We start from the raw sequence: 23,046 nt of genomic DNA on the forward strand, positions 1-23,046 counted from the left end.
TCCTTCGCAGGGCGGGGTTAGCGTCGAAGACATGAGCAAGCTACGAATCATCGCCGCCCTCACAGTGTCGACATCCCTGCTGGTCAGTGGGTGCTCGTCGACGGACGAGCCGTCAGCCGTCGAGCCGACCACCACCGCGCCCTCGAGCGGGAGCATCAAGACCGACGACGTCCAGGCAGCCTTGGACGCCATGGTCGACGCCGGGTCCGTGGCCGCTGTCGCGCAGGTACGCGACGGCGACGATACGTGGTCGGGAGCCGCAGGCCTCGTCGAGCGCGGGGGCACCGAGGCTGCGTCCGCCGACGACCCGGTCCGTATCGCCAGCGTCACCAAGGCAATGGTTGCTGCAGTGGTGCTGCAGCTCGTGGACGAGGGGAAGCTCGAGCTCGATCAGCAGGTCGACGAGTTGCTTCCCGGCCTGCTGCCCAGGCCGGTGACCGTTCGCCAACTACTCGATCACACCAGTGGCGTTCCGGACTACTTCACCGGATTCGACTCTGCGGAGCAGATTGCCGCCCGTGCGAACGATGCCGTCACCGACGACGAGTTGATCTCTCAGGCCCTGGCCATGCCCTGGACGACCGAGCCGGGCCAGGAGTTCAGCTACGCGAACACCAACTACGTCCTCCTCGGACAGATCGTCGCCGAACTGGACGGCAAGTCCATCGGACAAGCGTTGCAGGACAGGATCTTCGATCCGCTGGAGATGAGCGACACTACGTACCCCACCGATTCGACTCTGGACGAGGACGCTTTGCACGGCTACACCCTGGAGAACGGAACCTATACCGACGTCACCGATTACGACGCCAGCATCTGGTCGTCCGGAGCCGCAGTGGTCTCGACCGTCGGCGACATGAACGCCTTCTTCAGAGCACTGTTCGACGGCACGCTGATCCCGCAGAATCTGATCGACGAGATGCAGGTCGTCACGCCGTCTACGTACGGACTCGGCCTGCTGCTGGGCGGGGACGCGTGCAACCCGGGATCGGGTGAGCTCGTGTTCGGCAACCGCGGCAACGGCTTCGGCTACCGCACCTTCGCATTCTCGAGTCCGGACGGACAGCGTCAGGTCTCGCTGGCCTGGACCACCGCCGCGCCGAATCCAGCCGCGGATCCGCTCGAGCAGGTCGCCACAAATGCTCTGGTCACCGGACTCGCAGCGAGCTGCCCGGCGTAGCACTCACAGCACGCTCACCCAGCCATGCACTTCGTCGCTGGTGAGCGCGGCCTGGTGACGCTTTCGTAGGGTGAGCGTCACCGGGCCGGTCTCCTTCGTTCCTATTGCGCGACCGTCGATTTCGTACACCGGGGCAACTCCCGCCGAGGTGCCGCAGACGAAGACCTCGTCGGCGATGTACAGCTCGGTGAGATCGACGGTGCGCTCCTGGACGGTCAGCCCTTCTTCGCGTGCCAGGGTCAGAATGGTCCGACGGTTGATGCCGTCGAGAATGTCGCTGGTGACGTCAGGGGTGACGAGCACGCCGTTGCGGACGAGAAAGATGTTCGCGGCACTGAGTTCGCAGACGTGACCGTTGATGTCGAGGAAGATGCAGTCGTCGAAGCCACTGTCGATCGCATCCTGTTTGGCCAGAACAGAATTGACGTAGGCTCCGTTCACCTTGGCACGCGAGGGGATGGCATTGTCCGGGATGCGCCGCCACACACTCGTTTTCAGACGCATGCCGTTCTGCGGAACGATGGGGTTCGCGTCGTACAGGAAGATGGAGACCGCGGTGTGCAGACCACGTACCCGAGTTCCCGGGATCGACTCGTCCACGTGGACAGTGGCGCGAACATAGACCTCGGTCGTCGGAGCGTTGGCGGCGACGACGTCGCGCGTTGCCTGTACGAACCTCTCGAACGTCCACTGCGACGCGAACGTATCTATCCCGATGATCTTGCACGACTCGACCAGCCGCTGGTAGTGATCGAGCAACCGAAACGCGGTACGCCGGTCACCGTCCACCTGCACGGGGAACACCGTGTAGACACTGAGCCCGTACAGAACGGCCGAAGTTGCCACTCCGAGCGTCGCATCCTGCGCCTCGACCAGACGATCGCCGAAATACACCTTCGAGTGTGGAAGAGCCATTCGGCGATGCTAGTCGCCCGGTGAGTCCGAGCGACAACGCTTTTACTTCTCTATGGTCGAGTACATGACCACACGCGCCGTACCTACCCGCACCCTGTGGAACGACGGCCCGACAGTCGGAGCCATAGGCCTGGGCTGCATGGGAATGACCTGGGCGTACAAGGCCGACGATAGGACGGAGAGCCCCGATCGCGTCATCGGGCACGCCTTGGATCTGGGCGTGAATTTCATCGACACGGCCGATGTGTACGGCCCGTTCACCAACGAAGAGGTCGTCGGCAAAGCCATCGGGAACCGGCGTGACGAGGTGATCCTCGCGACCAAGGGCGGTCTCGTCTCTCACATCGGCGACGCCGGCGAACCCGTCATTTCGGGCCCCAACGGCAAGCCCGATCACCTTCGGCAGGCCATCGACGATTCGCTGCGCCGATTGGGCGTCGACCATATCGACCTCTACTACCTCCATCGCCCGGATCCCGAGGTGAACGTGGAGGACAGCATCGGCGCGATGGCCGAGGCCGTGCAGGCGGGAAAGGTTCGGGCACTGGGCGTCTCGGAGTTCAGCGTCGAGCAACTGGATCGGGCCCAGCAGGTGCATCCGATCTCGGCAGTGCAGTCGGAGTTGTCGCTGTGGACGCGCGACCACCTCTCTACGTCGCTGAAGTGGACGCAGGCCAACGGTGCGGCATTCGTCCCGTTCTCACCATTGGGCCGCGGCTTCCTGACCGGCAACTTCCGTGGAACAGCACCCGCCGCAGACGATTTCCGCGCTCGCCTGCCACGCTTCAGTCAGGACAACCTCGATGCGAACCTCGTGATCGTCGACGCCATCGCGGGTGTGGCGGACGAGCTCGGCGCGACGCCGGCGCAGGTGGCCTTGGCCTGGGTGTTGGCGCAGGGTGAGCACGTGGTGCCGATTCCGGGTACTCGACGCACCTCACGTCTGGACGAGAACGCGGGTGCAGCCTCGCTCACCTTGAGTCCGGATCACCTCGCTGTACTCGACGCCCTGCCCGCTCCCGCTGGCGGCCGTTATTGAGATCGTTCGCGTCGACCCCGTCGCAGATCGGCCCCTGGCCGAGCAGATCCTCGGGGTGCAGAAGAGTTCGTATGCAGTCGAAGCGAGACTGATCGGCGACGACCGAATTCCGCTGCTGCACGAGTCGGTGGACGATCTGCGTGCTGCACAGGTTCACTGGCTCGTCGCGCGGGAGGGTGACGAAATCCTCGGGGCTGCAGCGTGGTCCGAGGCGGAGATCGACCGCCTGGTGGTGGCTCCACACGCTCATCGACGAGGCATCGGACGGGAATTGGTCGACGCGATGTTGGAATCGATTGTCGCACAGCGTGTGCACGTGGCCACCGGGCGAGACAATACACCGGCACGCAGGTTGTACGAGTCCTTCGGCTTCGTGCACACCGAGGATCGACAGGTACTGCCCGGGCTGTGGTTGGCCCGCTACGAACTCGTCCGCTGATCGGGGACAGCGGCTTTCGGTCGAGCTAAGAACCAGATCAGCGCACCGGTGATCGGCATGAGCAATACGAGCAGGCACCACCAGAATGCGGCCCCGCGCCGGCGATGGGAAGTACGCAGGATCGATACCCACGCAACACCGACGAGCAGCAGCCACACCACGATCGCAGCCGTCCACGCGAGATCGAACGCCAACGGCAGAGTGGGATTGCTGTCACTGTTCATCGCCAACTCCCTTCGCCTCCAAGGCCGGCCTAGCGTTGTCCGACGACCGGTGTGCTCGGATTCGAGCAGAACCGAGCAGGTCTGGAACACTACCGGTTCGGGGAAGCTGCCCACAGCAGTCGAAGTTGACCGATCTCGGACACGTTCTTCATCAGCTCCGCGTTCACCCACGCGACGGTGTGGGCGACGGTCATTCCAGAATCATCGCCCCACGGGTAAGTTGCGGAAGCGTCCAGGTCAGACTCTTTGTAGCCGTTCAGGATTGACATCCATTCCAATCGGAGTCCACGTAGCCAAGCCAGGACCTCATCAAGGCTCCCCGGCCATACGACGTCGGTGCGGTCACGCGGCCGCAGCCCGTGCGCTTGGTCTATCGCCGACGTCCACCACCAACCGATGTGCCACGTAATCCAACCGATCGTCGGAACGGGGATCGGGTCCAGCTCCTCGTCCTCCCAGTCCGGGACCCACCTTCGATCGGCGTCCTGCCTCACGTTCCAGTTCACAGGGACGGGCTCCCACACAAGCAACTCGAAAGTGAGCTGATCGAGATGAAGCTCGAACAGAGACCACGTCAGATCGAACTGCCATCGGAGAAGGTCCAGTCGATCAGGAGGTTCGGTCACCGGTACACCCTAGATTCCTCTGTCGAGAGTTGTCGGATTTGGACGTGACTACCAACCCAGCTCGCTACGATTCCCCGATGCCCTGACCGAGAGCGAACTGTGGTTCCGTCGCATCGGCAACTCCACTCCGCTTCGAATACCGTTGCAGGACATCAACGGTGCGGACGTCACCGGATTGCATGCCGCCAAGACTGTCGGCCGCATCCTGCCCCGCGTCCAGTTTCGGACGGGATCGGTGACGGACTCCGCGGCATGGCTCGTCGAGGATCCGGAGTCCTGGGTGCACGCCATCAACGGGGACAAGATCCCGATCGATCACCGGAGCCAGTCGCGCGACGAGACGGACCGAGATTGTTCTCAGCGCTGGCTGAGCTACCGTCTCGGGTATGGCTTCTGCCGGTAATGCCGTCACCGTTCTGCTGTCATTGATGGCGTTACTGTCGATCGCCTGTGACCGCACCATGGGCTATTGGGCGAAGCTGTTTATGGGCGATCGTTGTGGTGATACTGCCGATCATCGGGCCGATCCTGTGGTTCGTAGTCGGCAAGCGCTATCCCTACGGACCGAGCGGCGGCAACAGATAGCTCTCACGCTAGTAGCCCAGCGCCTGTCGCAGATCGACGTTCACCAGATGGCTGACCTGCTCGCGCAACCATTCGATGGCCCGCTCACTCGGTGCCGGTGCATGAGCCAGCAGCGTCCATCGGAGACGAGTCTCCGGTCGTAGATCGAACTGCACCAGCACATCCGGAACCGTTGGCCACGGCGAACTCCACACAACACGGTCGAACTCGCTGCTCTCGACGACCCGTGGCAGCGTCGCGTCCTCGAACATCACCGGCCAGGCAAACCCGCGATTGCACGGATGCACGTCGGGTCGCATGAGCGCCTTCCATACGAAGCGGACCGGCGGCGACAGTACTGCCGTCCTGCTCGCGAGAACCATCATCCACTTACCGTACGCAGGTGCCTACTAGAGAGCCTACTAGTTTTCGCTCGCGCCCGGTGCGGCGGCTGCCATGTACCGACGACAGACAGAGCTGTGCCCGGAAACTGGTTCGGGCCGTCATGCGGGTTGTCGTGGTTCCTCGTCCCCGGCATCTCCGGGGTTGTCGGGTGGGTAGAGCACTTCTTCGGGGTGGTGTGCGTGATTGATCAGCCCACGCCTGCGTGGGTCCATTCCGGTGGGTGGGTGCCAGAGGGTGCGGCCCGGGTATCGATGTCCTGCTGAGGTTTTCGTGGTCGCCCATTTGCCGGGGCCGGTGCCGACGAGTGCGTGGTGCATGTCGCAGCCGAAGGTGAGGGAGTCGATGTCGGTGTTTCCGCCGTCGATCCAGTCGGTGACGTGGTGGGCTTGGCACCAGGTTGCGGGGCGGGTGCAGGAGGGGAAGCTGCAGCCGCGGTCTCGGGCGATGAGCACGATGCGTTGGTCGGCGGAGGCGATGCGTTTGGATCGGCCGAGGTAGAGGGCTCTGCCGTGGTCGTCGAAGAGGGTGAGGTAGTGGTGGGCGTGGGAGGCCATGCGGATGGCGTCGCGGATGGAGATGCGTGATCCGGTGGCGGTTTTGGCGTATCCGCGGCCGGCTTCGAGATCGCGCAGGGTCATGGTGACGATGGCGGTGACGGGTAGGCCTCGGTGGGTGCCGAGTGTGCCGGAGGCGAGGGTGTGCCGGAGCGCCAGTTTCAGGGCGTCGTGACGGCGTTCGTTCTGGGTGCGGATGTCACGCTGGGCTGCGGCCGCGCGCGTGGGCGCCGCCGCCTCGTCCCGTGCCTCACGACTCTCACCTTGCCCGGCGGTATCCCCGCCAGCGGTACGAGTGACAGCAGGGCCGTCCGAGGAGGTGTGGTCAGAGCCTGTGCCGCAACCGCATTCGAGGCCACCTCCGCAGTCGTCGCCGCAGTCGTCGTCGCCGCAATGGCCGTCACCGCATTGGCCGTCACCGCAAGAGCCGTCACTGTCACATGGACCGTCGCCCCAGAGTCCCGCTTCATCTCGCCACCCGTGTTTCGGCTCTGGTAGCGGTGGTGTCTCGGAATGGGAGTCACTGCCCGATCCTGCATCGCTCGCCCCTGCTTCGTGGGGCGTGGTCTCGGGCTCCGGTCGTGCGCCGGCATCGTCGCCGGAGGTCTGGTCGTCTTCGTCGCTGTCGTTCTCGTCGTCGACGATCGGTTTTCCGTCGGCGGGGTTGTACATGCCCGGTTTCGCGGCTTTGGAGAACAAGGCTTCGAGGTAGGCCCGTAGCTCGGGGTCGACGCAGAATTCTCCTTCCGACATGCCGTCTGCACCTTGTTCGCCGAGGTAGAAGAACGCATCCCGTCGCTTGGGCGGCTTCGGCGGTTTCCCGTCTTCGTCCTCGTGGTCGTCTTCGTCGTAGTCGCCGTCGGGGTTGAGGATCGAGTCCAGATTCGCCACCAACGGCGCGAAGTCGTCAGGCCGCCTGGTCGATGCGAAGCCCACCAACTGCTGTTCGGCGAGATCGCGGGTCTGCGGATCGACGTCCTTGGGCAGGTGCCGAAAGAACTCGCGGATCATCTGGACATGCTTGGCATCGAGCAACCCGGCCCGCAGTGCTTCGGCAGTGTGCGGCAGCAGCGGCGGCAGTACTTCACCGGAGAAGGAGGTGCGATCCCCCAAATCCGCAGCCAGACGCACTCGTGCGCCTGCTGTTCGTGGGGTGATCCGCAGCATCCATGCCACCGACGACGGCACCGAGCCCGGGTAGATGTCGAGGCCGTGTTGGGTGATCAGTTCGTTGAGCCAGGTGTACGAGTACGCGGTCAGCGACCTGGTCGCCGTTTCCATGCGTTGGATCACCGCACGCCGGTCCGCGTTCGACCACGCCACCGACGCCTGATCGGCCAACTCCGCGACTGCGGATTCCACCGCGTCCACCAGCACAGACAGGTCGGGATCGGACACCTCAGGGGCGGCGGCACCGTCTCGATGCCGTCCACCCCTGATCCGCCGTCCCCCGAAAGCATGAACAGAATCTATCGCGACCCACCGACAAACTTTCGAACGCGTGTTTGATAGTTACGGACGGTAGCGAGCGCCCGAGTGCGCCGACGAAGAGCACATCAGTTGACCTCAACTGCCCTCGAGGTTCTACGGTATCGCTCATGACCGACGCGACGCCGTGGACAAGGGACATCCCACCGATTCAGGGTCTGGGATTGATGCGCCTGAAGGACGATGGGTGGGGAGATTCGGACCGGGATCCTGCAGTCTTGGTCCGAACTGCCGTCGACGCCGGAGTGACGTTGCTCGATACCGCCGAAATGTATGGCAACGAAGCACTTGTGGGGCGCGCCTTGGGTTCGCATCGCGATCAGGTGACACTGTGCAGCAAGTTCGGCGTCTATTGGGGCGAGTCGGGTCGGTTCGACGGCTGGTCGGTGAGAGCAGATCCGCACACCGTCCACACTGCAATCGACGGCACGCTGGAGCGACTCGGCGTCGACCACCTCGATGTCTACTACCTGCATCATCGCAGCGAGGAGACGCCGATAGAGGAGACCGTCGCTGCGATGGCAGAACTGAAGCAGGCAGGCAAGATTCGCCACCTGGGTCTGTCGAACGTCACCGTCGATGACATCCGGCGCGCCCACGCGATACATCCCATTGCTGTTGTGCAACAACAGTGGTCGCTCGCCCACCGAGAGGCAGAATCATTTCTGCCAACTCTCGCAGAGCTCGACATCGCACTCATAGCGCACTCCCCCCTCGGCCATGGCAGCCTGACCGGCTCGGACGACACGCCACTTGTCCATAGTCTCGCGAGGATCGCGTCGAACAGAGGTATGACAACCGGTCAGATCGCGTTGGCCTGGGTTCATCATCGCGGCAACGACGCCGCGGCGACTGTTGTTCCGCTACCTGGGACGTCGTCGATTTCCCACCTGCGCGCGAACATCGATGCGGCGCAGCTGGTACTCGACAGCTCCGAAATCGAGCAATTGGATGCCGGTTCACAGATCGTGCCCTAGCCGCTTCTCGCGTGCACAACGGGTTGTCTCAGCCACACCGGATGTCGGTAGTCTGACGCCTGTGGCGTCGAGCTCTTATCGCGCGGAATGGTCGGGCGACGATCTGCAACAGGATGTCTCGGAGGCGCACTGGGTGAACAACAGTCTCGAGGTCGTCGCCCAAACCACGGTGGGCTAGCTGGTCCCCACTGTGTTCGACGCCCATGCCCGCATCAATTATCCCGCTCGTAACGGCTCGCCGAACCCCTTGTCGCCGGCGAAAACTACTTCCTGTTCAGAGGTCCCGTCTCACGCGCAGCGGACACGCTCAGAGGACTCTCGCCGAATCTGTGGTGGCCGGCCGACCACACGTGGTGCGTGGCTCAGCACTTCGACTTCCCGTGTGCATATCTCGGAGGCAGCACGGATACCGTTGCGGACCTTCTCGCGCTCACCCAGATCGAATCCTCGCCGGTTCGCGTCGACCAGATCATCACCGTGAACTACGGGCAGCACAACGACTGAGATCCTCAACCATTCGATGCAACGGTCTCGACCAGAAGTACCTTCCACTGCACGCCGAAACTCATTGGTAATGCGCCGTGTTCGAAGTACTCCATCCGCCCGTACGGCGTCACGCTGAACATGCCAGGGTGTGGCGTCGGACTTCGTTCCTCGTGCTGTGCCAGGAATCCTGGGCGATCCAGCACGCGAGCGCTTCCCCGCGGTCTCGTCCTGAAGTCCAACCACAGGTATCTGTCCCACACCAAGCAGCCGTGCAACATCACGTCCCCGACCATGTTGCCGGACATCATCGTGGTGAAGCCGTCACCGAGGTGAGCGATCCACTCCGTTCTGCCATCGATATCCACGGCCTCGACCCGAGCGGGAACGTCGGTGCACACCTCGGCGGGCAGGTCCATGCGGTCGGGTGACGCCCAGTACGTCGTCGGTGTGAACACCGCCCCTACAGCAGGTTCGTCGGGCCACGGCTCCATGTCCTCGAGCATCCACAGTTGCGGCATATCAGGAGAAATCAGTCAGAACTGCGCCCTCGGCGCTCCCATTCCCGGGTCGATTTGGAACGGCCCGCTCGCAGAAGGCGCTATCGGGAAGTCGAAGATCGCAGTGGGGATGTACACGGTGGCACAGGAGTTCGGGATGTCCACCACCCCGGACAGGCGTCCTTCGATCGGGGCCGAGCCCAGTAGCAGGTACGCCTGCTCGGGGCTGTAGCCGAACTTGGTGAGGTAGTCGATCGCATGCATGCAGGCGTTCTGGTAGGACAGGTCGGAGTCCAGATACTTCTGCTCGCCGTCGACGGTCACCGAAATACCCGAGAAGGCAATCCATTCCGAGTACTGCGGTGCGGTGTTGCCGGGCATGAAGATCGCGTTTTCGCTCACTCCGTACGTTTCCATGCCGCCCTTGATCAGGTCGACGTGCAGGTCCATGAAGCCACCCATTTCGATGGCACCGCAGAACGTGATCTCCCCGTCGCCCTGGGAGAAGTGCAGATCACCGAAGGACAGCTTCGCGCCCGGGACGAACACCGGGTAGAAGACGCGGGTTCCCTTGGTGAGGTTCTTGATGTCCTGGTTGCCACCGTTCTCGCGTGGCGGTGCGGTGCGTGCGGCTTCGCCTGCGACACGGCTGAATTCGTCACCGCTCAACGAACCGAGGATCGCACCGTCGAGCTCGGGTGCAAGAGCCAGTGGCGGAACCCGATTGGGATCGGTGGCGATCAGCGCACCTTCACGGGCGTTCCACTTGGCCAACAGTTCTGCCGAGGGCGCGGTCCCCATGAGCCCGGGATGGGTGATACCGGTGTACTTCACGTGCGGCACGTGGCGAGATGTGGTGGTCTGACCGGAAAAATCCCAGATCGCCTTGTACGCGTCGGGGAATCGATCGGTGAGGAACCCGCCGCCGTTCTGCTTGGCGAAGATCCCCGTGTAGCCCCAACCCTGACCGGCCAGCGGACCCGAATCCTCCTGCGGTATCGGCCCGACATCGAGGATGTCGACTATCAGCAGATCACCTGGCTCGGCCCCCTCGATGTGGAAAGGCCCGGACAGCGTGTGCACGTTGTTGAGCGGCGCATTCAGGATGTCCTCGGCGGAATCGTCGTTGTGGATGGCCCCGTCGAACCATTCGCGACAGTGGGCCCGGAAGGACGTGCCGGGTTTGACTGTGACCGCCGCCGGGATATCGGGATGCCATCGGTTGTGACCGACGACCTCCTGCTCGGTGAAACTCTTCGTCGAGTCGAGCGGAAACAGCAGTTCGGGCACTGGACACCTCCGGTTGCGCGGATTCCCCTGCCTCGATCATTGCACCGTCGCGGTCCATCCGGTCGGATATGGCGTGTAAAAGTTGTATGACGTTGTGCCGGAACGTTGCTGATACGACATCTCCGGCTACCCTCGGATGCGTGCCCACCTACAGTTTTCGCTGCGCGCGACGATGCACCCCAGTCGAGCAGAGATTCTCCATGGCCGACGCGCCGTCCGAGGTGACGTGCCCGGAGTGCGGAGAAGCGGCCCCACGACAGATTTCCTCGCCTGCTCTCGGACGTGGGAACAGCGCTGCGATGAAGGCGCACGACGCCTCGCGCGCCACCGCGGACACACCTGCCGTGGTCTCGTCCCTACCACCGGCCGGCAGATCGGCAACAAGGACCACATCCAATCCACTGCATCGCCGACTGCCCCGCCCCTGACGACCCGGCGTTTCCCTTTCGTGCCGACGGGGAAGTCCGACGGCATGTCCACGCTGCCAGCTCCCCCGTCGATTGCCGACGGCTCCACCACCGATGACGTCGTCGACTGGGTTGCCGAGCATCTGGGCGATCTGACGCGCGAGGGGCCGGATGGCAGCGCGGCGGGAGGCATTCGCGGCGGGCAGTCCGCTGCCGATACTGCGCTGGCCGGGCTCGACATCACCGGATATGCCCGCGATCGCAGCACCGTTCTTCCGGTGAATCGCCGAGGCGCAAGCCGCATGTCGCCGTACATCCGCCACGGGCTGCTGACGCTGCGAGAGGTCTGGGACGCGGTATCCGACGCTCCCCCACGCGACCGTTCCCGCTATCGCGACGAGCTGATGTGGCAGGAGTACGCCCGCCACCTCTATGCGCGCACCGGATCGGATCTCGGTCGTTCGCTACGCCGTGAGCAGCCGCGACCGCAGGGCTGGACCGCGCAGCCGTGGCCCGAGGAGATGAATTGCATGTCCTCGGTGGTGGGTGAATTGCACGAGGACGGTTGGCTGGTCAACCAGACTCGCATGTGGCTCGCCTCCCAGTGGGCAGTCCGCGCCGGAGCGACGTGGCGCGACGGCGAGGACGAGATGTTCGCCCATCTGCTCGACGGCTCCCGCGCCGCCAACCGCCTCGGCTGGCAGTGGACCGTCGGTACCGGAAGCGGCAAGGTCTACGGATTCAGCCGGTGGCAGGTGAACAAGCGGGCACCGTCCCTGTGCCGCAACTGCGCGCTGAAAGATGCGTGTCCCATCGAGAATTGGCCCGACGACGATCTCGGCCCAGCGGTCGACGGTCCCGATCTGAACAAGGCTCCGATTTCCGCCGGCCCAGCCCACGTGGAAGGCACTGGTGCAGAACAGGTGTGGATCACAGCAGAGTCACTCGGCACCGCAGACCCAGCACTCGCCGCCGAGACCGACCGGCCCGCGGTGTTCGTCTTCGACGAGCCGCTCCTGCGCAAACTGAGGCTCTCCGGCAAAAGGCTGGTCTTTCTAGCCGAGACGCTCGGTGAGATCGCATCGACCCGCCCGTTGGAGGTGCGCCGCGGGCGAGTTCCCGACGAACTCTCCGGACGCGCCTTGGCGACCACCTGGGCGCCCGTTCCCGGCTTCTCCCGCATCGCCGACGCCATAGCCCCGGTCGAGTTGCATCCGTGGCCGTGGCTGGTGCGTCCCACCACGTCCTCGGTCCGTTCGTTCAGCGCGTGGCGTCGGAGTCATTGAACAGCAGTCACTGACCGGATCTATCTCCGCTGCACCGAAATCTGGCCTTCTTCACTGGTGACGGATACCGACCTCGGGGAACTCGGATCGTCGATAACGTCGATGTCGACGTCTCCCTTCTCCGACGTCGCCTCGACGTCGTAGAACTCGGCCGCCGGGAGTTCGATCATGCTGTCGCCCTGCATGTTCTGCACGAGTACCGAATCCGGTGGCACTCTCGAATCCAGTGCGACCTGACCGAACGTCGTGTCCACCTCGACTGCCGACACAGCCGCATCGGTGATGTCGATGTCACCGAATCTGGTTGTGATGTCCAGAGTTCCGGCAGGTCCTCGGGCGATCACGGAGCCCGCCGAAGTGGACACCGATGTCTGCGCGTCCACATCCGTGAGTACGACGTCGGCCGCCGCACCGTCGATGTCGAGCATCAACCCGGCGGGTACCTGTAGTTCGAGACCGATGTCGCAGCTGCCACGCTTTCGGTAGGAACATTCCACAGCGATCTTCGAGCCGTCGTCACTGATGTCGACCGTCGGAGTATCTCCCCGGTAGGAACCGTCGGCCCGCACGTGCAGCTCCGAGTCATCGCTCATGGACACCGACACATGGGCGAATCTGGTTGTGACTGAGAGATTCTTCCCCACGATCGCTGCATCGGCGGAGTAGTCGAAGGACTGCATCTTCGGTGTGGTGAAACCGACTGCGAGGGTGGCCGTCGTGGCTGCTCCTGCGGTGCCGATGACCGCGGCAGCCATCGAAACGGCAACGACAGTGCGCCACATCGACTTCTTCATTGGATCGCTCCCAAATATCGTAGGACGGCCATGACACGGCGGTGATCGGCACTGTCTCCGAGTAGACCGAGCTTGGCGAAGATGTTTCCGATGTGCTTCTCCACGGCTGCTTGACCGACCACCAATGCAGAGGCAATTCCGGCGTTGGACTTGCCTTCGGCCATGGCGGTCAACACGTCCCGCTCCCGCGGGGTCAGCGAATCGAGTGGATCCGATCGTGGGGCCCGAGCCAGAATCTGCTGCACCACTTCGGGATCGATGACGGTTCCGCCGGTGGCAACGGTCCGCACGGCATCGGCGAACTCGTCCACGTCGGCCACCCGGTCTTTCAACAGGTAGCCCACGCCGTCCGTGCTCTGCCGGATGAGCTCGGCTGCGTACCGTTCCTCCACGTACTGCGAGAGCACGAGAACACCTACGGCGGGCCACCGTTGGCGGATGACCAGCGCTGCGCGCAGACCTTCGTCCAGGAAGGTCGGCGGCATGCGTACGTCGATCACGCAGACGTCCGGAAGCGGATCGGCAGCGCTCATGGCCGCGAGCAGCTCCGACGCATCGGCGACCTTCCCGATCACGTCTGCTCCGGTATCGATCAACAGGCGAGCGACGCCCTCTCGCAACAGAACCGAATCGTCGGCGATGATCACTCGCACGGGATGCTCACCTCGAGCCGCGTCGGGCCGCCGGACGGCGACGTGATGAGCAGGGTTCCGTCGATTCCGCTGAGCCTGTCCTCGAGCCCGGCCAGTCCGCCCCCCGGTGCCGGATGCGCTCCACCACAACCGTCGTCGACCACCGTCACGCGCACTGCGGACTCCATTCTCGAGACATCGACTCGGACGTGGTCGGCCTTCGCATGCTTGCTCACGTTGGTCAGCGCCTCCGAGACGACGAAGTAAACGGTCGATTCGACGGTGGCGTCCGGACGTCGATCACCGGAGAGGGCGGGGTCGATCCGAACAGCCACCGGTACCGCACACAACGCCGCGACGGACGACAGTGCGGCGTCGAGACCACGGTCGGTCAGGATCGGCGGATGCAGACCGCGGGTGAGGGTGCGGATCTCGCCGATCGCATTCTTGGCCTCCCGGTGGGCGTCGTCGAGCAACTCTTTCAGGACCGCATCGTCGGTCGCCGCGACGCGCGACTTCGCCTGCCCCAGTGACATTGCCACCGATACCAGGCGCTGCTGGGCCCCGTCGTGCAGATCGCGTTCGATGCGACGGCGTTCGGCATCCGCAGCGTCGACGACGCGAGCACGACTGACCGTCAATTCGTCCACTCTCCTACTGGATTCGGATCGGCCGAGAAGGGCTGCGGCACTCCACCAGTCGAGTCGCGCCAGGGCCGTCAGCAGCAGTGGCACACCCGCAACGAAGGTCACCAGCGAGGCGAAGCCGACCAACGCGACGAACGGATAGCCCACCCGATCGCCGATTTCGAGCTGATTGCCGACCGGGTTCGTCACTATCCATGCGACCGGTGCCGCCGCCAGAACCGGCAGGGCCACGAAGAGAGCCGGCAGTAAGAACAGCAGCACGGCCGAGACCGGAATGCGAACGAGCCAATAGCACAACGACTTCCACAACCCGATGTCGCGGAGGCACCAGACGAACTTGCGCCAACTGGTCGGGTACACGGTCACGTCGGGGCCATCGATGGGAGTTCCACCGGTGAAACCGATTCCGGCACGCGCTGCACGGTCCATCCACCGCAGCGCCACAATTGTCAGCGCGAAGACGAGCACACCGCTGAGCGCAAACGGCAATGCGCACACCGCCAGTACCAGCAGCCCCAGGATCATCCAGCCGCCCAGCCCGGCAAGAGTCGACGCCAGCAACGACGCCACCGCCAACCACCAGTGCGGCGATATCCATGCCCTGAGCGGATTCAGGGGAATCGGTAGTGCCTCGTTCATGCGGATCAGCCTAAGTCGGGTGTCGTCGGCTTGTCCGCACTGTGAACCCACGGCCCGAGGTAGGGCCAGCCCTACCGTCGATCCGTGGGTCGATCGTGGTGTGTTCCGCGGCCAGGACGACGAGATTCGACAGGTATGAACCTGAACATCCTCGATGTGGACCGGCTGTCGTCCGTGCCCCTGTGGGTCGTCTTCGCCGTCGTCTTCGTACTGCTGGCGTTCGAGTCCGCGTCGTTGCTGGGTCTCTTCACACCGGGAAACAGCGTCCCGATCACACTCGGGGTGCTGACGTCGATCGGTGTCGTGCCGTGGCTGCCTGCCATCGTGACCGCGGCGGTGGCGTCGAGCATGGGCGCGCAGTGGGCGTTCTGGCACAGTCGCCGCACCGACACAGTGTTGGGTCTCGGGCGAGCGGAGTCGGCGGTGCCCGCCGCGGTGATGAGGGTCGTCCTCGGGCTGACCACACAGGCACGATCCCGACCACGCGCTGTCGCCACCGCCGGACATCTCATCGGGGGTATCCGCACCATCACGCCGCGACTCGTGGCGACCTCCTCACTACGGCAGCGCGAGTACGCGATGCTCAGCCTGCTGGCTGCAGTCGTGTGGGCAGGTGTACTGGTATCGGCCGGAGCCTGGCTGGGCGACCGGACAGTCATCAGGACCGCCCTGGGATACGCCTGGATTCCGGCTCTGACGGTGATGGCCGCTACCCAGCTCAGGCGTCGAACACGCTCGTCTTCTCCCGAACTTGTCGGAGCCCGGTGATATCAAGGATGTAGAGAGAGACGACAGAAAGGGATTCGCATGTCCGCACGCTTCGATACCTGCAACGGCACACTCGTGATCCACGCGGTCGGCGGTGCGGAGTGCACGGAGCCGGACTGCGTGGATCTCGAGTACGTTCGCCACTTCCTGGTGCTCGAATGCGAAGAGGTCACCGGCGGTTGCCAGTGCACCGCCCTCGTGGAGCTTGCTCAGGCGTCCTGACGTCGAATCACCGGCTGCTGCAGTTCGGTCACCCAATTCTCCTGCGGCTGCGGCTCCGACACCAGGTAGTACTCACGGCAGATGCCGGAGAGTTCGTAGCCGTTGGCCTCGATCCAGGCCGTGAACTGCTCCCAGGTCTCGCCGATCGTTGCCATCGAACCGTGGTGGACTGTCGTCACCGCGAGCTCGACGGGCGGTAGCTCGCGAACCTCGTAGCCCTCACCGGCCACGACCTGGGGCCCCACCTCGAATGCGGCGTGCACGGTGATGCCGGTGCCGTCCCCGTCGTCGACGGCCTCGTACATGGCAATGGACGATGGCCCGAACGTCACGCCGTGCCCAGCGAGGGTCTGGGCGAGTCGGGCGTACATCGGGCCGATGACCGGGCCGATGTTCTCGGGCCCGAACCCTGCGGCTGTCTCGGTGACAAGAGCGATACGGGTGGGTGGCAACGATTTGGTGTCCACGGTGATCATCGAAATCCCTTCGGTGTGGGAGAGCCGCGCATCGATGCGACGCAGACGAGCGGCGTCGAGATCGAGCCGACGGGCGACATCGGTGCGCTTGGCGGCGAGCATCTCGCGTAGCCGATCACCATCGACCTGGCCGTGCACGATCTGCGTCACCTCGTCGAGCCTGAACCCGAGGTCCTTGAACATGAGAATGCGTCCCAGAACCTCGAACTGCGAACCGTCGTATGAGCGATAGCCCGTGAACGGATCCACCCGTGCCGGCGTCAACAACCCGATCTCGTCGTAATGCCGAAGCATGCGAACCGACACCCGGCCGATCGATGCGAACTCTCCAATGCTGAACATGACCCTCCGAGGTTCTCGTCTCACACAGTGTGAGGGTCAAGCGCAGAAAATCGGGTGCACTGAACCGCGCTGAGCGCGGTCGACTGCACCCGATTCTTCACGGCACGGGAATCCTGAAGCGAACCGCCGACCCCAGACGGCCGACTTGCTCGCCTCCGACTCTCGCCAGGGTCGCTATCGAGGCCGCATTCTCCACCTCGCAGACTGCCGTTACCCGGGGCATGCCCATGTAAGAGGCGAGCGTCAGCACCTCGCGTACGGCCCAAGATGCGACTCCCCGACCTCGTTCGGACGGACGAACCCCGTAGCCGATGTGCCCGAGACGGGCGGAGAACTCGTGGCTGTCGTGTCTGAGTGCGACGCCGCCCAACACTCGTTCGCCCTCCATGATCCAGCGGTACGTGCACTCGACGTCGTCCCGGAGCCGCTCGACCCAGTCCGAAAAGCCCTGTGCGGACTCGACATCATCATCGGCCGTCAACCCGAAACCGTCCTCGTGAAACCCCGGCCCCCACTCGGCGTGCGCATCACGCCAGGCAGCGACGAGATCATCGGAGGGAACGACGAGGTCCACCGGCAGACGGTAGCACCGGCCTCAGGCAACTCCCAACGGATAGTGCAGCGGTAATTCCGTCTCTTCGACACCGAGTTCGAGGCGAATTCGGATTCTGATAACAGATCTCGGCTGCCCCGCCACCGCCCCGGGCGCGGTCACGACCGCGCCCGAGATGCAGCTTGCAATCGACGTCAGAACGAGAACCCCGATCCGACGTCCGTTCATCGAGGGGTGATGGAACCGAGGAACGAGGTGGTCCAGATGGCGGAATTGACCGATCCTGCAGCATCGTTCGTCGGAACCAGACCGTTGAGCGTCACCTGGCCGCCCGTCAGGCCGAGAGCGGGCTGCGGCGGCAAGGTGAATCCACAGGACTGCTGCACGGTGCCCGGCTCGATGGGCAGATCCATACGACGGCACTGCCCGGTGGACGTGGCTGTGAGCGCCGGCGTGACGCCGTAGCTCGTGATGCTCAGCGATGCGCCGAAGTCCGGGGACGACGGGTTCTGGTAGCAGATCGACGCGGTGGCCGCGACGTCCGCGGAGGGCTCGGTCGATGCCGCGCCGGTGGCGGCGTCCACGGACACGGCGTGAATCTCGGTGGTGCGCACGCCACCCGGGCACGCGGGAGTGCTTCCGGTCGAGACCGAGTTCACCTCGCGCCCGACGCTGTACTTCACCGAACCGGTCGGTTGCGGGGTTCCTGCGACGGGTTCCGGCACGGGAGCAGTGCCTTCACCGAGTGTGTAGAGGGTCCACAGCGAGCCGGTGCGTCCGTCCGGCAGGCGAAGCGGGTTGGCGATCGAGTTGCTGGTCGCGACACCGTCGATCACCCCGGAATCGTTGGGGTTCACTCGCAGAACACAATCGACGGCCGCGCGTCCGGGCGAGCCGATCATGAACTCGAGACCGCATGGCCCGTTCATCGAGAGCTCGCCCAGACCGGGAGCCGTCAGTGCGCCCCACTGGTCGAGGAAGGCCTGGCCGTCGATGATCGGCCCGGCGCACACGTAGATCGGTCCGACGTTCTGAGCCGTCGGGTTCTGCAGGAAGCCCGTCGACGGGTCGTTGGTGAAGGTGTACATCCGCGCGTCGAGACGCTCGACCACGGTCAACGAACGCGGGGAGCCGAAGTAGTCGTTGCACGCAGCGTTGTCCTCCGCGGTGGGACGCTGACCGCTGTCGACGGTACGGAAGACGCTGAAGCTACCCGGCCCGTCGTCGATCGACCCCATGATGGTCGCGGGTGCCGGGCTCGGCGCAGGATCCGCCGAGGCCGTGGCAATCGGACACAACGCGACCGCCACTGCAGACACCACGACGCCGCGCAACCACTTCTTCGACACTTCGTATCCCCCGGAAAATATGGATCCGCAATTGGTGCAGATCGGACTCACCCCGCCGAGGAGACTAGCGCAACAGGCGTTGAGAAGCGAGAGTTGGGGAGATCGCATCGGACAGAAATCTCGTACCTGTCGGTACGACACGGCTATGGTTCGACCTGCACAGTCACCGACCGAGGAGTAGTTCCATGAACAAGCGTCTGGCCTCTTATTCAGTTGCAGCACTGGCTGTTTCCGCGTTCTTCGTGGCACAACCTTCCAGTGTCGCGAACGCTGCCCCCTGCTCGGACGTCGACGTGTCGTTCGCCCGCGGAACCGGGGAATTCCCCGGCCTCGGTATCACCGGCAGGCCGTTCGTCGATCGGCTGAAGTCGGAGCTGTCGGACCGCTCGGTCAGTACGTACGCGGTGAACTACGCGGCCGACTTCACTCAGGCCAGCGCCGGCCCGGGATCACGTGACCTCGTCGCACACCTCACGTCCGTCGCAGCGTCGTGCCCGTCGACGACGTTCGTGATCGCGGGCTACTCGCAAGGGGCCACGGTGGTGACCAACGCTGTGGGCGTGCGAACCACCAGCAGCATCACCGGAGCCGTCATTCCGGCCGATCTCGCCGATCGCATCGACGCAGTAGTGGTGTTCGGCAACCCGCTCGGGCTCCGCGGCAGCAAGATCGAGACGGCCAGCGCCACGTACGGCCCGCGCACCCGGAGCTTCTGCAACTTCGGCGATCCGGTGTGCCAGATCGGCGGCTTCAACGCTTTCGCGCACGTTCAGTACGGGACCAACGGGTCCACCACCGAGGGTGCCCAGTTCGCCGCGACGCAGGTCCGTAGCTGACCGAATCTCAGGGGCGCAGGTTCAATCCCGTCGTGGTCGAGAAGTAGTGCACGGTCTCGGCGCGCGGGGCGATTCGGATGACATCGCCCTGAGACGGAGTCGCGATATCAGGAATACGAGCGATGATCTGCGCCCCGACGGTTCCCAGATTCGACGCGTCCTCGGCGGTGCGGCCGTAGATGTAGGCGTCCGCACCGAGTTCCTCGACGACGTCGACGACGATGTCGGTACCGGAATCGGAGAGCGTCCACGCTTCCGGTCGCACGCCCATCGTCACTCGGCTGCCGTCGATACGGTCGGCGATCGAACGCTCGATGGGCACCGACAGCGATCCGAGTTTTGCATTGCCTGCCACGACGTCCACGTCGAACAGGTTCATGGCCGGTGAGCCGATGAAGCCTGCGACGAAGGCGTTGACCGGGCGCTCGTACAGATCCTTGGGGCTCGCGCACTGCTGCAGCACACCGGCTTTCATGATCGCCACGCGATCCCCCATCGTCATCGCCTCCACCTGGTCGTGGGTGACGTAGACGGTGGTGGTGCCGAGCCTGCGCTGGAGCAGCGAGATCTGCGTGCGAGTCTGCACGCGGAGCTTGGCATCGAGGTTGGACAGTGGCTCGTCCATGAGGAACACCTGCGGGTTTCGCACGATGGCGCGTCCCATCGCCACGCGCTGACGCTGACCTCCCGAGAGCGCCTTGGGTTTACGGCCCAGATAGTCGGTGAGGTCCAGGATCTTCGCGGCCTCCTCGACGCGTCGGCCCACCTCGGCCTTGTCCATTCCGGAGATCTGCAGTGCGAAGCCCATGTTCTTGGCGACGGTCATGTGCGGGTATAGCGCGTAGTTCTGAAACACCATCGCGATGTCGCGTTCCTTGGGTGCCAGTGAGGTGACATCCCGGTCGCCGATCTTGATGGCACCGTAGTCGACGTCCTCGAGACCGGCGAGCATCCGCAGCGAGGTGGACTTGCCGCAGCCGGAAGGCCCGACGAGTACCAGGAATTCGCCGTCCTCGATGGCGAGGTCCAACGATTCGACTGCCGCGACGTCCGATCCCGGGTAGAGCTTGGTGGCTCCTTCGTACGTGACCTGTGCCATGGGAGTGCTCCTTTGTATGGGTTAGAAGAATCGATGTGCGGAGCCGGCAGGCTCGGCGGTGAGGAAGGTGGGTTCCGGCAACCCGGATCGCACTGCACTGGAGGCGATGTCGTCTGCTACGGCCTCGACGAGATCCGACGGCACCAGAGCGATGGCAGATCCGCCGAAACCGCCGCCGGTCATCCGCGCTCCGTATGCGCCAGCCCGCAGGGCCGAGTCGACAGCGCTGTCGAGTTCAGGTGAGCTGACCTCGTAGTCGTCTCGCAACGACAGGTGCGACGCCGTCATCAGCGCACCGAGCTCGGCACCTGCGGCCCCGCGATCCAAGAGGGCCGCGGCCGCCTCGACGCGTCGAATCTCGCTGATGACATGACGAACTCGTGCGATCAGCGTCTCGTCGTCGAGCGCAGCCGTCGCCTGCTCGGGGTCGAGTCCGCGCAAGGTCGCCACCCCCAGTTCGGCGTACGCCGTATCCAGGGCAGCGCGGCGGGCTCCGTACTGACCGTCGACCAGCCGGTGCGGCGCATTGGTGTCGATCACCAGCAAGCGAGTTCCCGACGTGGCCAGATCGAGGGGAATCTGACGCGTCGACCCGTCGAGGCAGTCCAGCAGCAACGCGTGCCCCGACTCGGCCGACATCGCGATGTTCTGATCCATGCCGCCTGTCGATGCGCCTGCGATCTCGTTCTCGGCACGAATACAGGCCTCGATCAGTATCTTTCGTTCGAGCCGAAGATCGAAGAGGTCATCGAGCGCGAGGGCGAACGAGCATTCCAGGGCCGCCGAGCTCGACAGCCCCGAACCCACCGGCACCGAGGAGTGCACGGCCACATCTACTCCGCCGACTCCATGCTCACCGAGCGCCCAGGACACCCCGGCCACGTAGGCCGCCCAACCCGACGGGGTACCCGGACCGACCTCGCCGAGCTCACCGGTCCACGACTCGTCGGTGTGCGTCGATACGGCCCGCATGCCCGTGTCCTCGCGGCGACGCACAGCGACCGCAGTCGCATACGGCAGCGCGAACGGCAACACCAGTCCGCCTGCGTAATCGATGTGTTCACCGATGAGATTGACTCGACCCGGAGCGATCCAGACGCCGTCGGGATCACCGCCGAATGCACTGCGGAACAACTCGGCTGTACCGTCGGCGAGATCCTCCTCGGCGATCACATCGAGCCAGTTCACGCCAGTACCTCGCGCAGCCGATCGGCGATCCGCTCGGGCGTGGTGTCGTTGATCCAGGCCCCCATCGCCGATTCGGATCCGGCGAGGAACTTCATCCGACCGGGTGAGCGCATCATCGAAAACAGTTGCAGATGCAGGCGTCCCAGTTCGCGATCTGCTCCGACGGGTGCCTGGTGCCACGCCGCGATGTACGGCACCTCGTCGACGCCCTCGAAGAATGCGTCGACTCCGCGCAACAGATCCCGATAGACCACGGCCAGCTCGTCCCGCTCGGCACCGCTCAACTCGGCGAGATCTGCAACGTCGCGACGCGGAGCGAGATGCACCTCGACCGGCCACCGCGATGCTGCAGGCACGTACGCAACCCAGTGCTCCGCATCGACGACGATGCGGCGACCCGAACGGAGCTCGGCGGCAAGCACGTCGGCCAGCAGGACTCGGCCGGTTCGCTCGAAGTGTGTGCGAGACTGTCGAATCAGCGCATCGGTGCGCGGCGGGAGGTAGGGGTAGGCGTAGATCTGACCGTGCGGGTGGGTCAGGGTGACGCCGATTTCCTTGCCGCGGTTCTCGAAGCAGAAGACCTGGGCAACGCCGGGGATAGCGGACAGGGCAGTGGTGCGATCGGCCCAGACGTCGATGATGGTGCGGACGCGAGAGAGCTCCAGCGCCACGAAGGATGTATCGGGGTCACTGGCGAAGCAGATCACCTCGCACCGCCCGGTGCCGGGGGCCAGCGGCCACAGCGCTTCGCCGTCCACCTCGGTCGGAAGCGATTGCTGCGCTGCGGTTTCGGACAGGGACGGGAAGCGGTTCTCGAACACCACCACGTCGTAGTCGGCCGCCGGAATCTCGGTGGCCGGTCGGTCCGGTCGGCTCGGTGCCAACGGCGACGCGTCCGCCGGCGGCAGGAACGTGCGGTCCATCCGCTGTGCGGCGATGACGATCCATTCACCGGTGAGTACGTCGAATCGCATCTGCGACTGCGACATCGACGGCGAGAGGGCTCGCGTATCGACCAGATCGCGGGTGGCGCCGCCCGAGACGTAGGGCTCGGTGTCGTCGTAGTAGATCAGCTCACGGCCGTCGGCCAGAGTGGTCGACGTCTTGCGCATCGAGTGCGTCGT

At 64.4% G+C, this 23,046-nt stretch carries 27 protein-coding genes; 11 read left to right on the forward strand and 16 right to left on the reverse strand.

Annotated features, from left to right (window positions below; genetic code table 11):
* The first annotated feature begins 31 nt into the window (after positions 1–31).
* Positions 32–1,180, forward strand: a complete 1,149-nt coding sequence (locus AB0366_RS09650; protein WP_366243648.1) for a serine hydrolase domain-containing protein — start codon at positions 32–34, stop codon at positions 1,178–1,180.
* Between the two features lie 3 nt (positions 1,181–1,183).
* On the opposite strand, the gene AB0366_RS09655 is transcribed toward AB0366_RS09650, so the two are convergent.
* Positions 1,184–2,095 (reverse strand): aminotransferase class IV, encoded by a 912-nt coding sequence (locus AB0366_RS09655; protein WP_366243649.1) that lies wholly within the window; start codon positions 2,093–2,095, stop codon positions 1,184–1,186.
* Between the two features lie 64 nt (positions 2,096–2,159).
* On the opposite strand from AB0366_RS09655, the gene AB0366_RS09660 reads away from it, so the two are divergent.
* Both AB0366_RS09660 and AB0366_RS09665 read left to right on the forward strand, forming a co-directional pair.
* Positions 2,160–3,134 (forward strand): aldo/keto reductase, encoded by a 975-nt coding sequence (locus tag AB0366_RS09660; RefSeq protein WP_366243650.1) that lies wholly within the window; start codon positions 2,160–2,162, stop codon positions 3,132–3,134.
* A 55-nt stretch (positions 3,135–3,189) separates the two neighbouring features.
* Positions 3,190–3,573 (forward strand): GNAT family N-acetyltransferase, encoded by a 384-nt coding sequence (locus tag AB0366_RS09665; protein ID WP_366243651.1) that lies wholly within the window; start codon positions 3,190–3,192, stop codon positions 3,571–3,573.
* On the opposite strand, the gene AB0366_RS09670 is transcribed toward AB0366_RS09665, so the two are convergent.
* Positions 3,555–3,797, reverse strand: a complete 243-nt coding sequence (locus AB0366_RS09670) for a PLDc N-terminal domain-containing protein (protein ID WP_366243652.1) — start codon at positions 3,795–3,797, stop codon at positions 3,555–3,557. The two genes, AB0366_RS09665 and AB0366_RS09670, sit on opposite strands and share 19 nt — an antisense overlap.
* Before the next feature lie 89 nt (positions 3,798–3,886).
* Positions 3,887–4,423 carry a DinB family protein gene (locus AB0366_RS09675; protein ID WP_366243653.1) on the reverse strand — a complete coding sequence of 179 codons (537 nt, stop codon included), beginning with the start codon at positions 4,421–4,423 and terminating at the stop codon, positions 3,887–3,889.
* 142 nt (positions 4,424–4,565) lie between these two features.
* Between AB0366_RS09675 and AB0366_RS09680 the strand changes: the two genes are divergently transcribed.
* Positions 4,566–4,826, forward strand: coding sequence for a hypothetical protein (locus tag AB0366_RS09680; RefSeq protein ID WP_366243654.1), 261 nt, complete (start codon positions 4,566–4,568; stop codon positions 4,824–4,826).
* A gap of 190 nt (positions 4,827–5,016) precedes the next feature.
* On the opposite strand, the gene AB0366_RS09685 is transcribed toward AB0366_RS09680, so the two are convergent.
* Positions 5,017–5,373: a hypothetical protein gene (locus AB0366_RS09685; RefSeq protein WP_366243655.1), complete on the reverse strand. Its 357-nt coding sequence runs from the start codon at positions 5,371–5,373 to the stop codon at positions 5,017–5,019.
* Positions 5,374–5,490: 117 nt separating this feature from the next.
* Complete coding sequence (locus AB0366_RS09690; RefSeq protein ID WP_366243656.1) at positions 5,491–7,344, reverse strand: DUF222 domain-containing protein; 1,854 nt, start codon at positions 7,342–7,344, stop codon at positions 5,491–5,493.
* A gap of 200 nt (positions 7,345–7,544) precedes the next feature.
* Between AB0366_RS09690 and AB0366_RS09695 the strand changes: the two genes are divergently transcribed.
* On the forward strand, positions 7,545–8,411 hold the full coding sequence (locus AB0366_RS09695; protein WP_366243658.1) for an aldo/keto reductase: 867 nt from the start codon (positions 7,545–7,547) through the stop codon (positions 8,409–8,411).
* A 357-nt stretch (positions 8,412–8,768) separates the two neighbouring features.
* Positions 8,769–8,915 (forward strand): hypothetical protein, encoded by a 147-nt coding sequence (locus tag AB0366_RS09700; protein WP_366243659.1) that lies wholly within the window; start codon positions 8,769–8,771, stop codon positions 8,913–8,915.
* 5 nt (positions 8,916–8,920) lie between these two features.
* Here the strand turns inward: AB0366_RS09700 and AB0366_RS09705 are convergent, their stop codons facing one another.
* A complete protein-coding gene (locus AB0366_RS09705; protein WP_366243660.1) occupies positions 8,921–9,415 on the reverse strand; it encodes a hypothetical protein in 495 nt (164 codons plus the stop codon).
* A gap of 15 nt (positions 9,416–9,430) precedes the next feature.
* Positions 9,431–10,684: a formamidase gene (fmdA, locus tag AB0366_RS09710; RefSeq protein ID WP_314140849.1), complete on the reverse strand. Its 1,254-nt coding sequence runs from the start codon at positions 10,682–10,684 to the stop codon at positions 9,431–9,433.
* 200 nt (positions 10,685–10,884) lie between these two features.
* Between fmdA and AB0366_RS09715 the strand changes: the two genes are divergently transcribed.
* Together AB0366_RS09715 and AB0366_RS09720 are read left to right on the forward strand one after the other, a co-directional pair.
* On the forward strand, positions 10,885–11,112 hold the full coding sequence (locus AB0366_RS09715) for a zinc ribbon domain-containing protein (protein ID WP_366243870.1): 228 nt from the start codon (positions 10,885–10,887) through the stop codon (positions 11,110–11,112).
* 44 nt (positions 11,113–11,156) lie between these two features.
* Positions 11,157–12,377: an FAD-binding domain-containing protein gene (locus AB0366_RS09720; protein ID WP_366243661.1), complete on the forward strand. Its 1,221-nt coding sequence runs from the start codon at positions 11,157–11,159 to the stop codon at positions 12,375–12,377.
* Positions 12,378–12,397: 20 nt separating this feature from the next.
* Here AB0366_RS09720 and AB0366_RS09725 read toward each other — a convergent pair whose 3' ends face one another.
* The 3 genes from AB0366_RS09725 to AB0366_RS09735 are packed head-to-tail and all read right to left on the reverse strand — an operon-like array spanning position 12,398 to position 15,089.
* Entirely contained in the window at positions 12,398–13,171 is a 774-nt protein-coding gene (locus AB0366_RS09725; RefSeq protein WP_366243662.1) for a DUF4097 family beta strand repeat-containing protein, read from the reverse strand.
* On the reverse strand, positions 13,168–13,824 hold the full coding sequence (locus AB0366_RS09730; RefSeq protein WP_094611272.1) for a response regulator transcription factor: 657 nt from the start codon (positions 13,822–13,824) through the stop codon (positions 13,168–13,170). Before AB0366_RS09730 ends, AB0366_RS09725 begins: the two co-directional genes overlap by 4 nt.
* The gene (locus tag AB0366_RS09735; protein WP_366243663.1) at positions 13,815–15,089 is read right to left on the reverse strand and encodes a histidine kinase; all 1,275 of its coding nucleotides are present in this window, start codon (positions 15,087–15,089) and stop codon (positions 13,815–13,817) included. The genes AB0366_RS09730 and AB0366_RS09735 overlap by 10 nt, the downstream gene beginning before the upstream one ends.
* Before the next feature lie 135 nt (positions 15,090–15,224).
* Here AB0366_RS09735 and AB0366_RS09740 point away from each other — a divergent pair, with 135 nt between their 5' ends.
* Entirely contained in the window at positions 15,225–15,857 is a 633-nt protein-coding gene (locus AB0366_RS09740; protein WP_366243664.1) for a hypothetical protein, read from the forward strand.
* Positions 15,858–15,896: 39 nt separating this feature from the next.
* On the forward strand, positions 15,897–16,079 hold the full coding sequence (locus tag AB0366_RS09745; RefSeq protein ID WP_032381941.1) for a hypothetical protein: 183 nt from the start codon (positions 15,897–15,899) through the stop codon (positions 16,077–16,079).
* On the opposite strand, the gene AB0366_RS09750 is transcribed toward AB0366_RS09745, so the two are convergent.
* From AB0366_RS09750 to AB0366_RS09760, 3 genes are all read right to left on the reverse strand, one after another.
* Positions 16,067–16,897, reverse strand: a complete 831-nt coding sequence (locus AB0366_RS09750) for a MerR family transcriptional regulator (protein ID WP_366243666.1) — start codon at positions 16,895–16,897, stop codon at positions 16,067–16,069. The two genes, AB0366_RS09745 and AB0366_RS09750, sit on opposite strands and share 13 nt — an antisense overlap.
* 97 nt (positions 16,898–16,994) lie before the next feature.
* On the reverse strand, positions 16,995–17,471 hold the full coding sequence (locus tag AB0366_RS09755) for a GNAT family N-acetyltransferase (RefSeq protein WP_366243667.1): 477 nt from the start codon (positions 17,469–17,471) through the stop codon (positions 16,995–16,997).
* 203 nt (positions 17,472–17,674) lie between these two features.
* Complete coding sequence (locus tag AB0366_RS09760; protein ID WP_366243669.1) at positions 17,675–18,799, reverse strand: hypothetical protein; 1,125 nt, start codon at positions 18,797–18,799, stop codon at positions 17,675–17,677.
* A gap of 185 nt (positions 18,800–18,984) precedes the next feature.
* Here AB0366_RS09760 and AB0366_RS09765 point away from each other — a divergent pair, with 185 nt between their 5' ends.
* Entirely contained in the window at positions 18,985–19,635 is a 651-nt protein-coding gene (locus AB0366_RS09765) for a cutinase family protein (RefSeq protein WP_366243670.1), read from the forward strand.
* A gap of 7 nt (positions 19,636–19,642) precedes the next feature.
* Here AB0366_RS09765 and ugpC read toward each other — a convergent pair whose 3' ends face one another.
* The 3 genes from ugpC to galT are packed head-to-tail and all read right to left on the reverse strand — an operon-like array spanning position 19,643 to position 23,034.
* Positions 19,643–20,734, reverse strand: coding sequence for a sn-glycerol-3-phosphate ABC transporter ATP-binding protein UgpC (gene ugpC / locus AB0366_RS09770; protein WP_366243671.1), 1,092 nt, complete (start codon positions 20,732–20,734; stop codon positions 19,643–19,645).
* A gap of 21 nt (positions 20,735–20,755) precedes the next feature.
* Positions 20,756–21,922, reverse strand: coding sequence for a galactokinase (gene galK / locus AB0366_RS09775; protein WP_366243672.1), 1,167 nt, complete (start codon positions 21,920–21,922; stop codon positions 20,756–20,758).
* Positions 21,919–23,034 (reverse strand): galactose-1-phosphate uridylyltransferase, encoded by a 1,116-nt coding sequence (gene galT, locus AB0366_RS09780; RefSeq protein WP_366243872.1) that lies wholly within the window; start codon positions 23,032–23,034, stop codon positions 21,919–21,921. Before galT ends, galK begins: the two co-directional genes overlap by 4 nt.
* Positions 23,035–23,046 lie beyond the last annotated feature (12 nt).

It is taken from the genome of Rhodococcus sp. NPDC076796, from assembly GCF_040702765.1.
GTDB lineage: Bacteria > Actinomycetota > Actinomycetes > Mycobacteriales > Mycobacteriaceae > Rhodococcoides.

Bases quoted from the DNA above. Each gene is read 5' to 3' on its own strand.
- AB0366_RS09670 (WP_366243652.1), bottom strand. From the start codon at position 3,797: ATGAACAGTGACAGCAATCCCACTCTGCCGTTGGCGTTCGATCTCGCG.
- ugpC (WP_366243671.1), bottom strand. From the start codon at position 20,734: ATGGCACAGGTCACGTACGAAGGAGCCACCAAGCTCTACCCGGGATCG.
- AB0366_RS09715 (WP_366243870.1), top strand. From the start codon at position 10,885: ATGGCCGACGCGCCGTCCGAGGTGACGTGCCCGGAGTGCGGAGAAGCG.
- AB0366_RS09705 (WP_366243660.1), bottom strand. From the start codon at position 9,415: ATGCCGCAACTGTGGATGCTCGAGGACATGGAGCCGTGGCCCGACGAA.
- AB0366_RS09650 (WP_366243648.1), top strand. From the start codon at position 32: ATGAGCAAGCTACGAATCATCGCCGCCCTCACAGTGTCGACATCCCTG.
- galT (WP_366243872.1), bottom strand. From the start codon at position 23,034: ATGCGCAAGACGTCGACCACTCTGGCCGACGGCCGTGAGCTGATCTAC.
- AB0366_RS09750 (WP_366243666.1), bottom strand. From the start codon at position 16,897: ATGTTCAGCATTGGAGAGTTCGCATCGATCGGCCGGGTGTCGGTTCGC.
- AB0366_RS09655 (WP_366243649.1), bottom strand. From the start codon at position 2,095: ATGGCTCTTCCACACTCGAAGGTGTATTTCGGCGATCGTCTGGTCGAG.
- AB0366_RS09765 (WP_366243670.1), top strand. From the start codon at position 18,985: ATGAACAAGCGTCTGGCCTCTTATTCAGTTGCAGCACTGGCTGTTTCC.
- AB0366_RS09740 (WP_366243664.1), top strand. From the start codon at position 15,225: ATGAACCTGAACATCCTCGATGTGGACCGGCTGTCGTCCGTGCCCCTG.
- AB0366_RS09660 (WP_366243650.1), top strand. From the start codon at position 2,160: ATGACCACACGCGCCGTACCTACCCGCACCCTGTGGAACGACGGCCCG.
- AB0366_RS09695 (WP_366243658.1), top strand. From the start codon at position 7,545: ATGACCGACGCGACGCCGTGGACAAGGGACATCCCACCGATTCAGGGT.
- AB0366_RS09745 (WP_032381941.1), top strand. From the start codon at position 15,897: ATGTCCGCACGCTTCGATACCTGCAACGGCACACTCGTGATCCACGCG.
- AB0366_RS09685 (WP_366243655.1), bottom strand. From the start codon at position 5,373: ATGATGGTTCTCGCGAGCAGGACGGCAGTACTGTCGCCGCCGGTCCGC.
- AB0366_RS09735 (WP_366243663.1), bottom strand. From the start codon at position 15,089: ATGAACGAGGCACTACCGATTCCCCTGAATCCGCTCAGGGCATGGATA.
- AB0366_RS09725 (WP_366243662.1), bottom strand. From the start codon at position 13,171: ATGAAGAAGTCGATGTGGCGCACTGTCGTTGCCGTTTCGATGGCTGCC.
- AB0366_RS09720 (WP_366243661.1), top strand. From the start codon at position 11,157: ATGTCCACGCTGCCAGCTCCCCCGTCGATTGCCGACGGCTCCACCACC.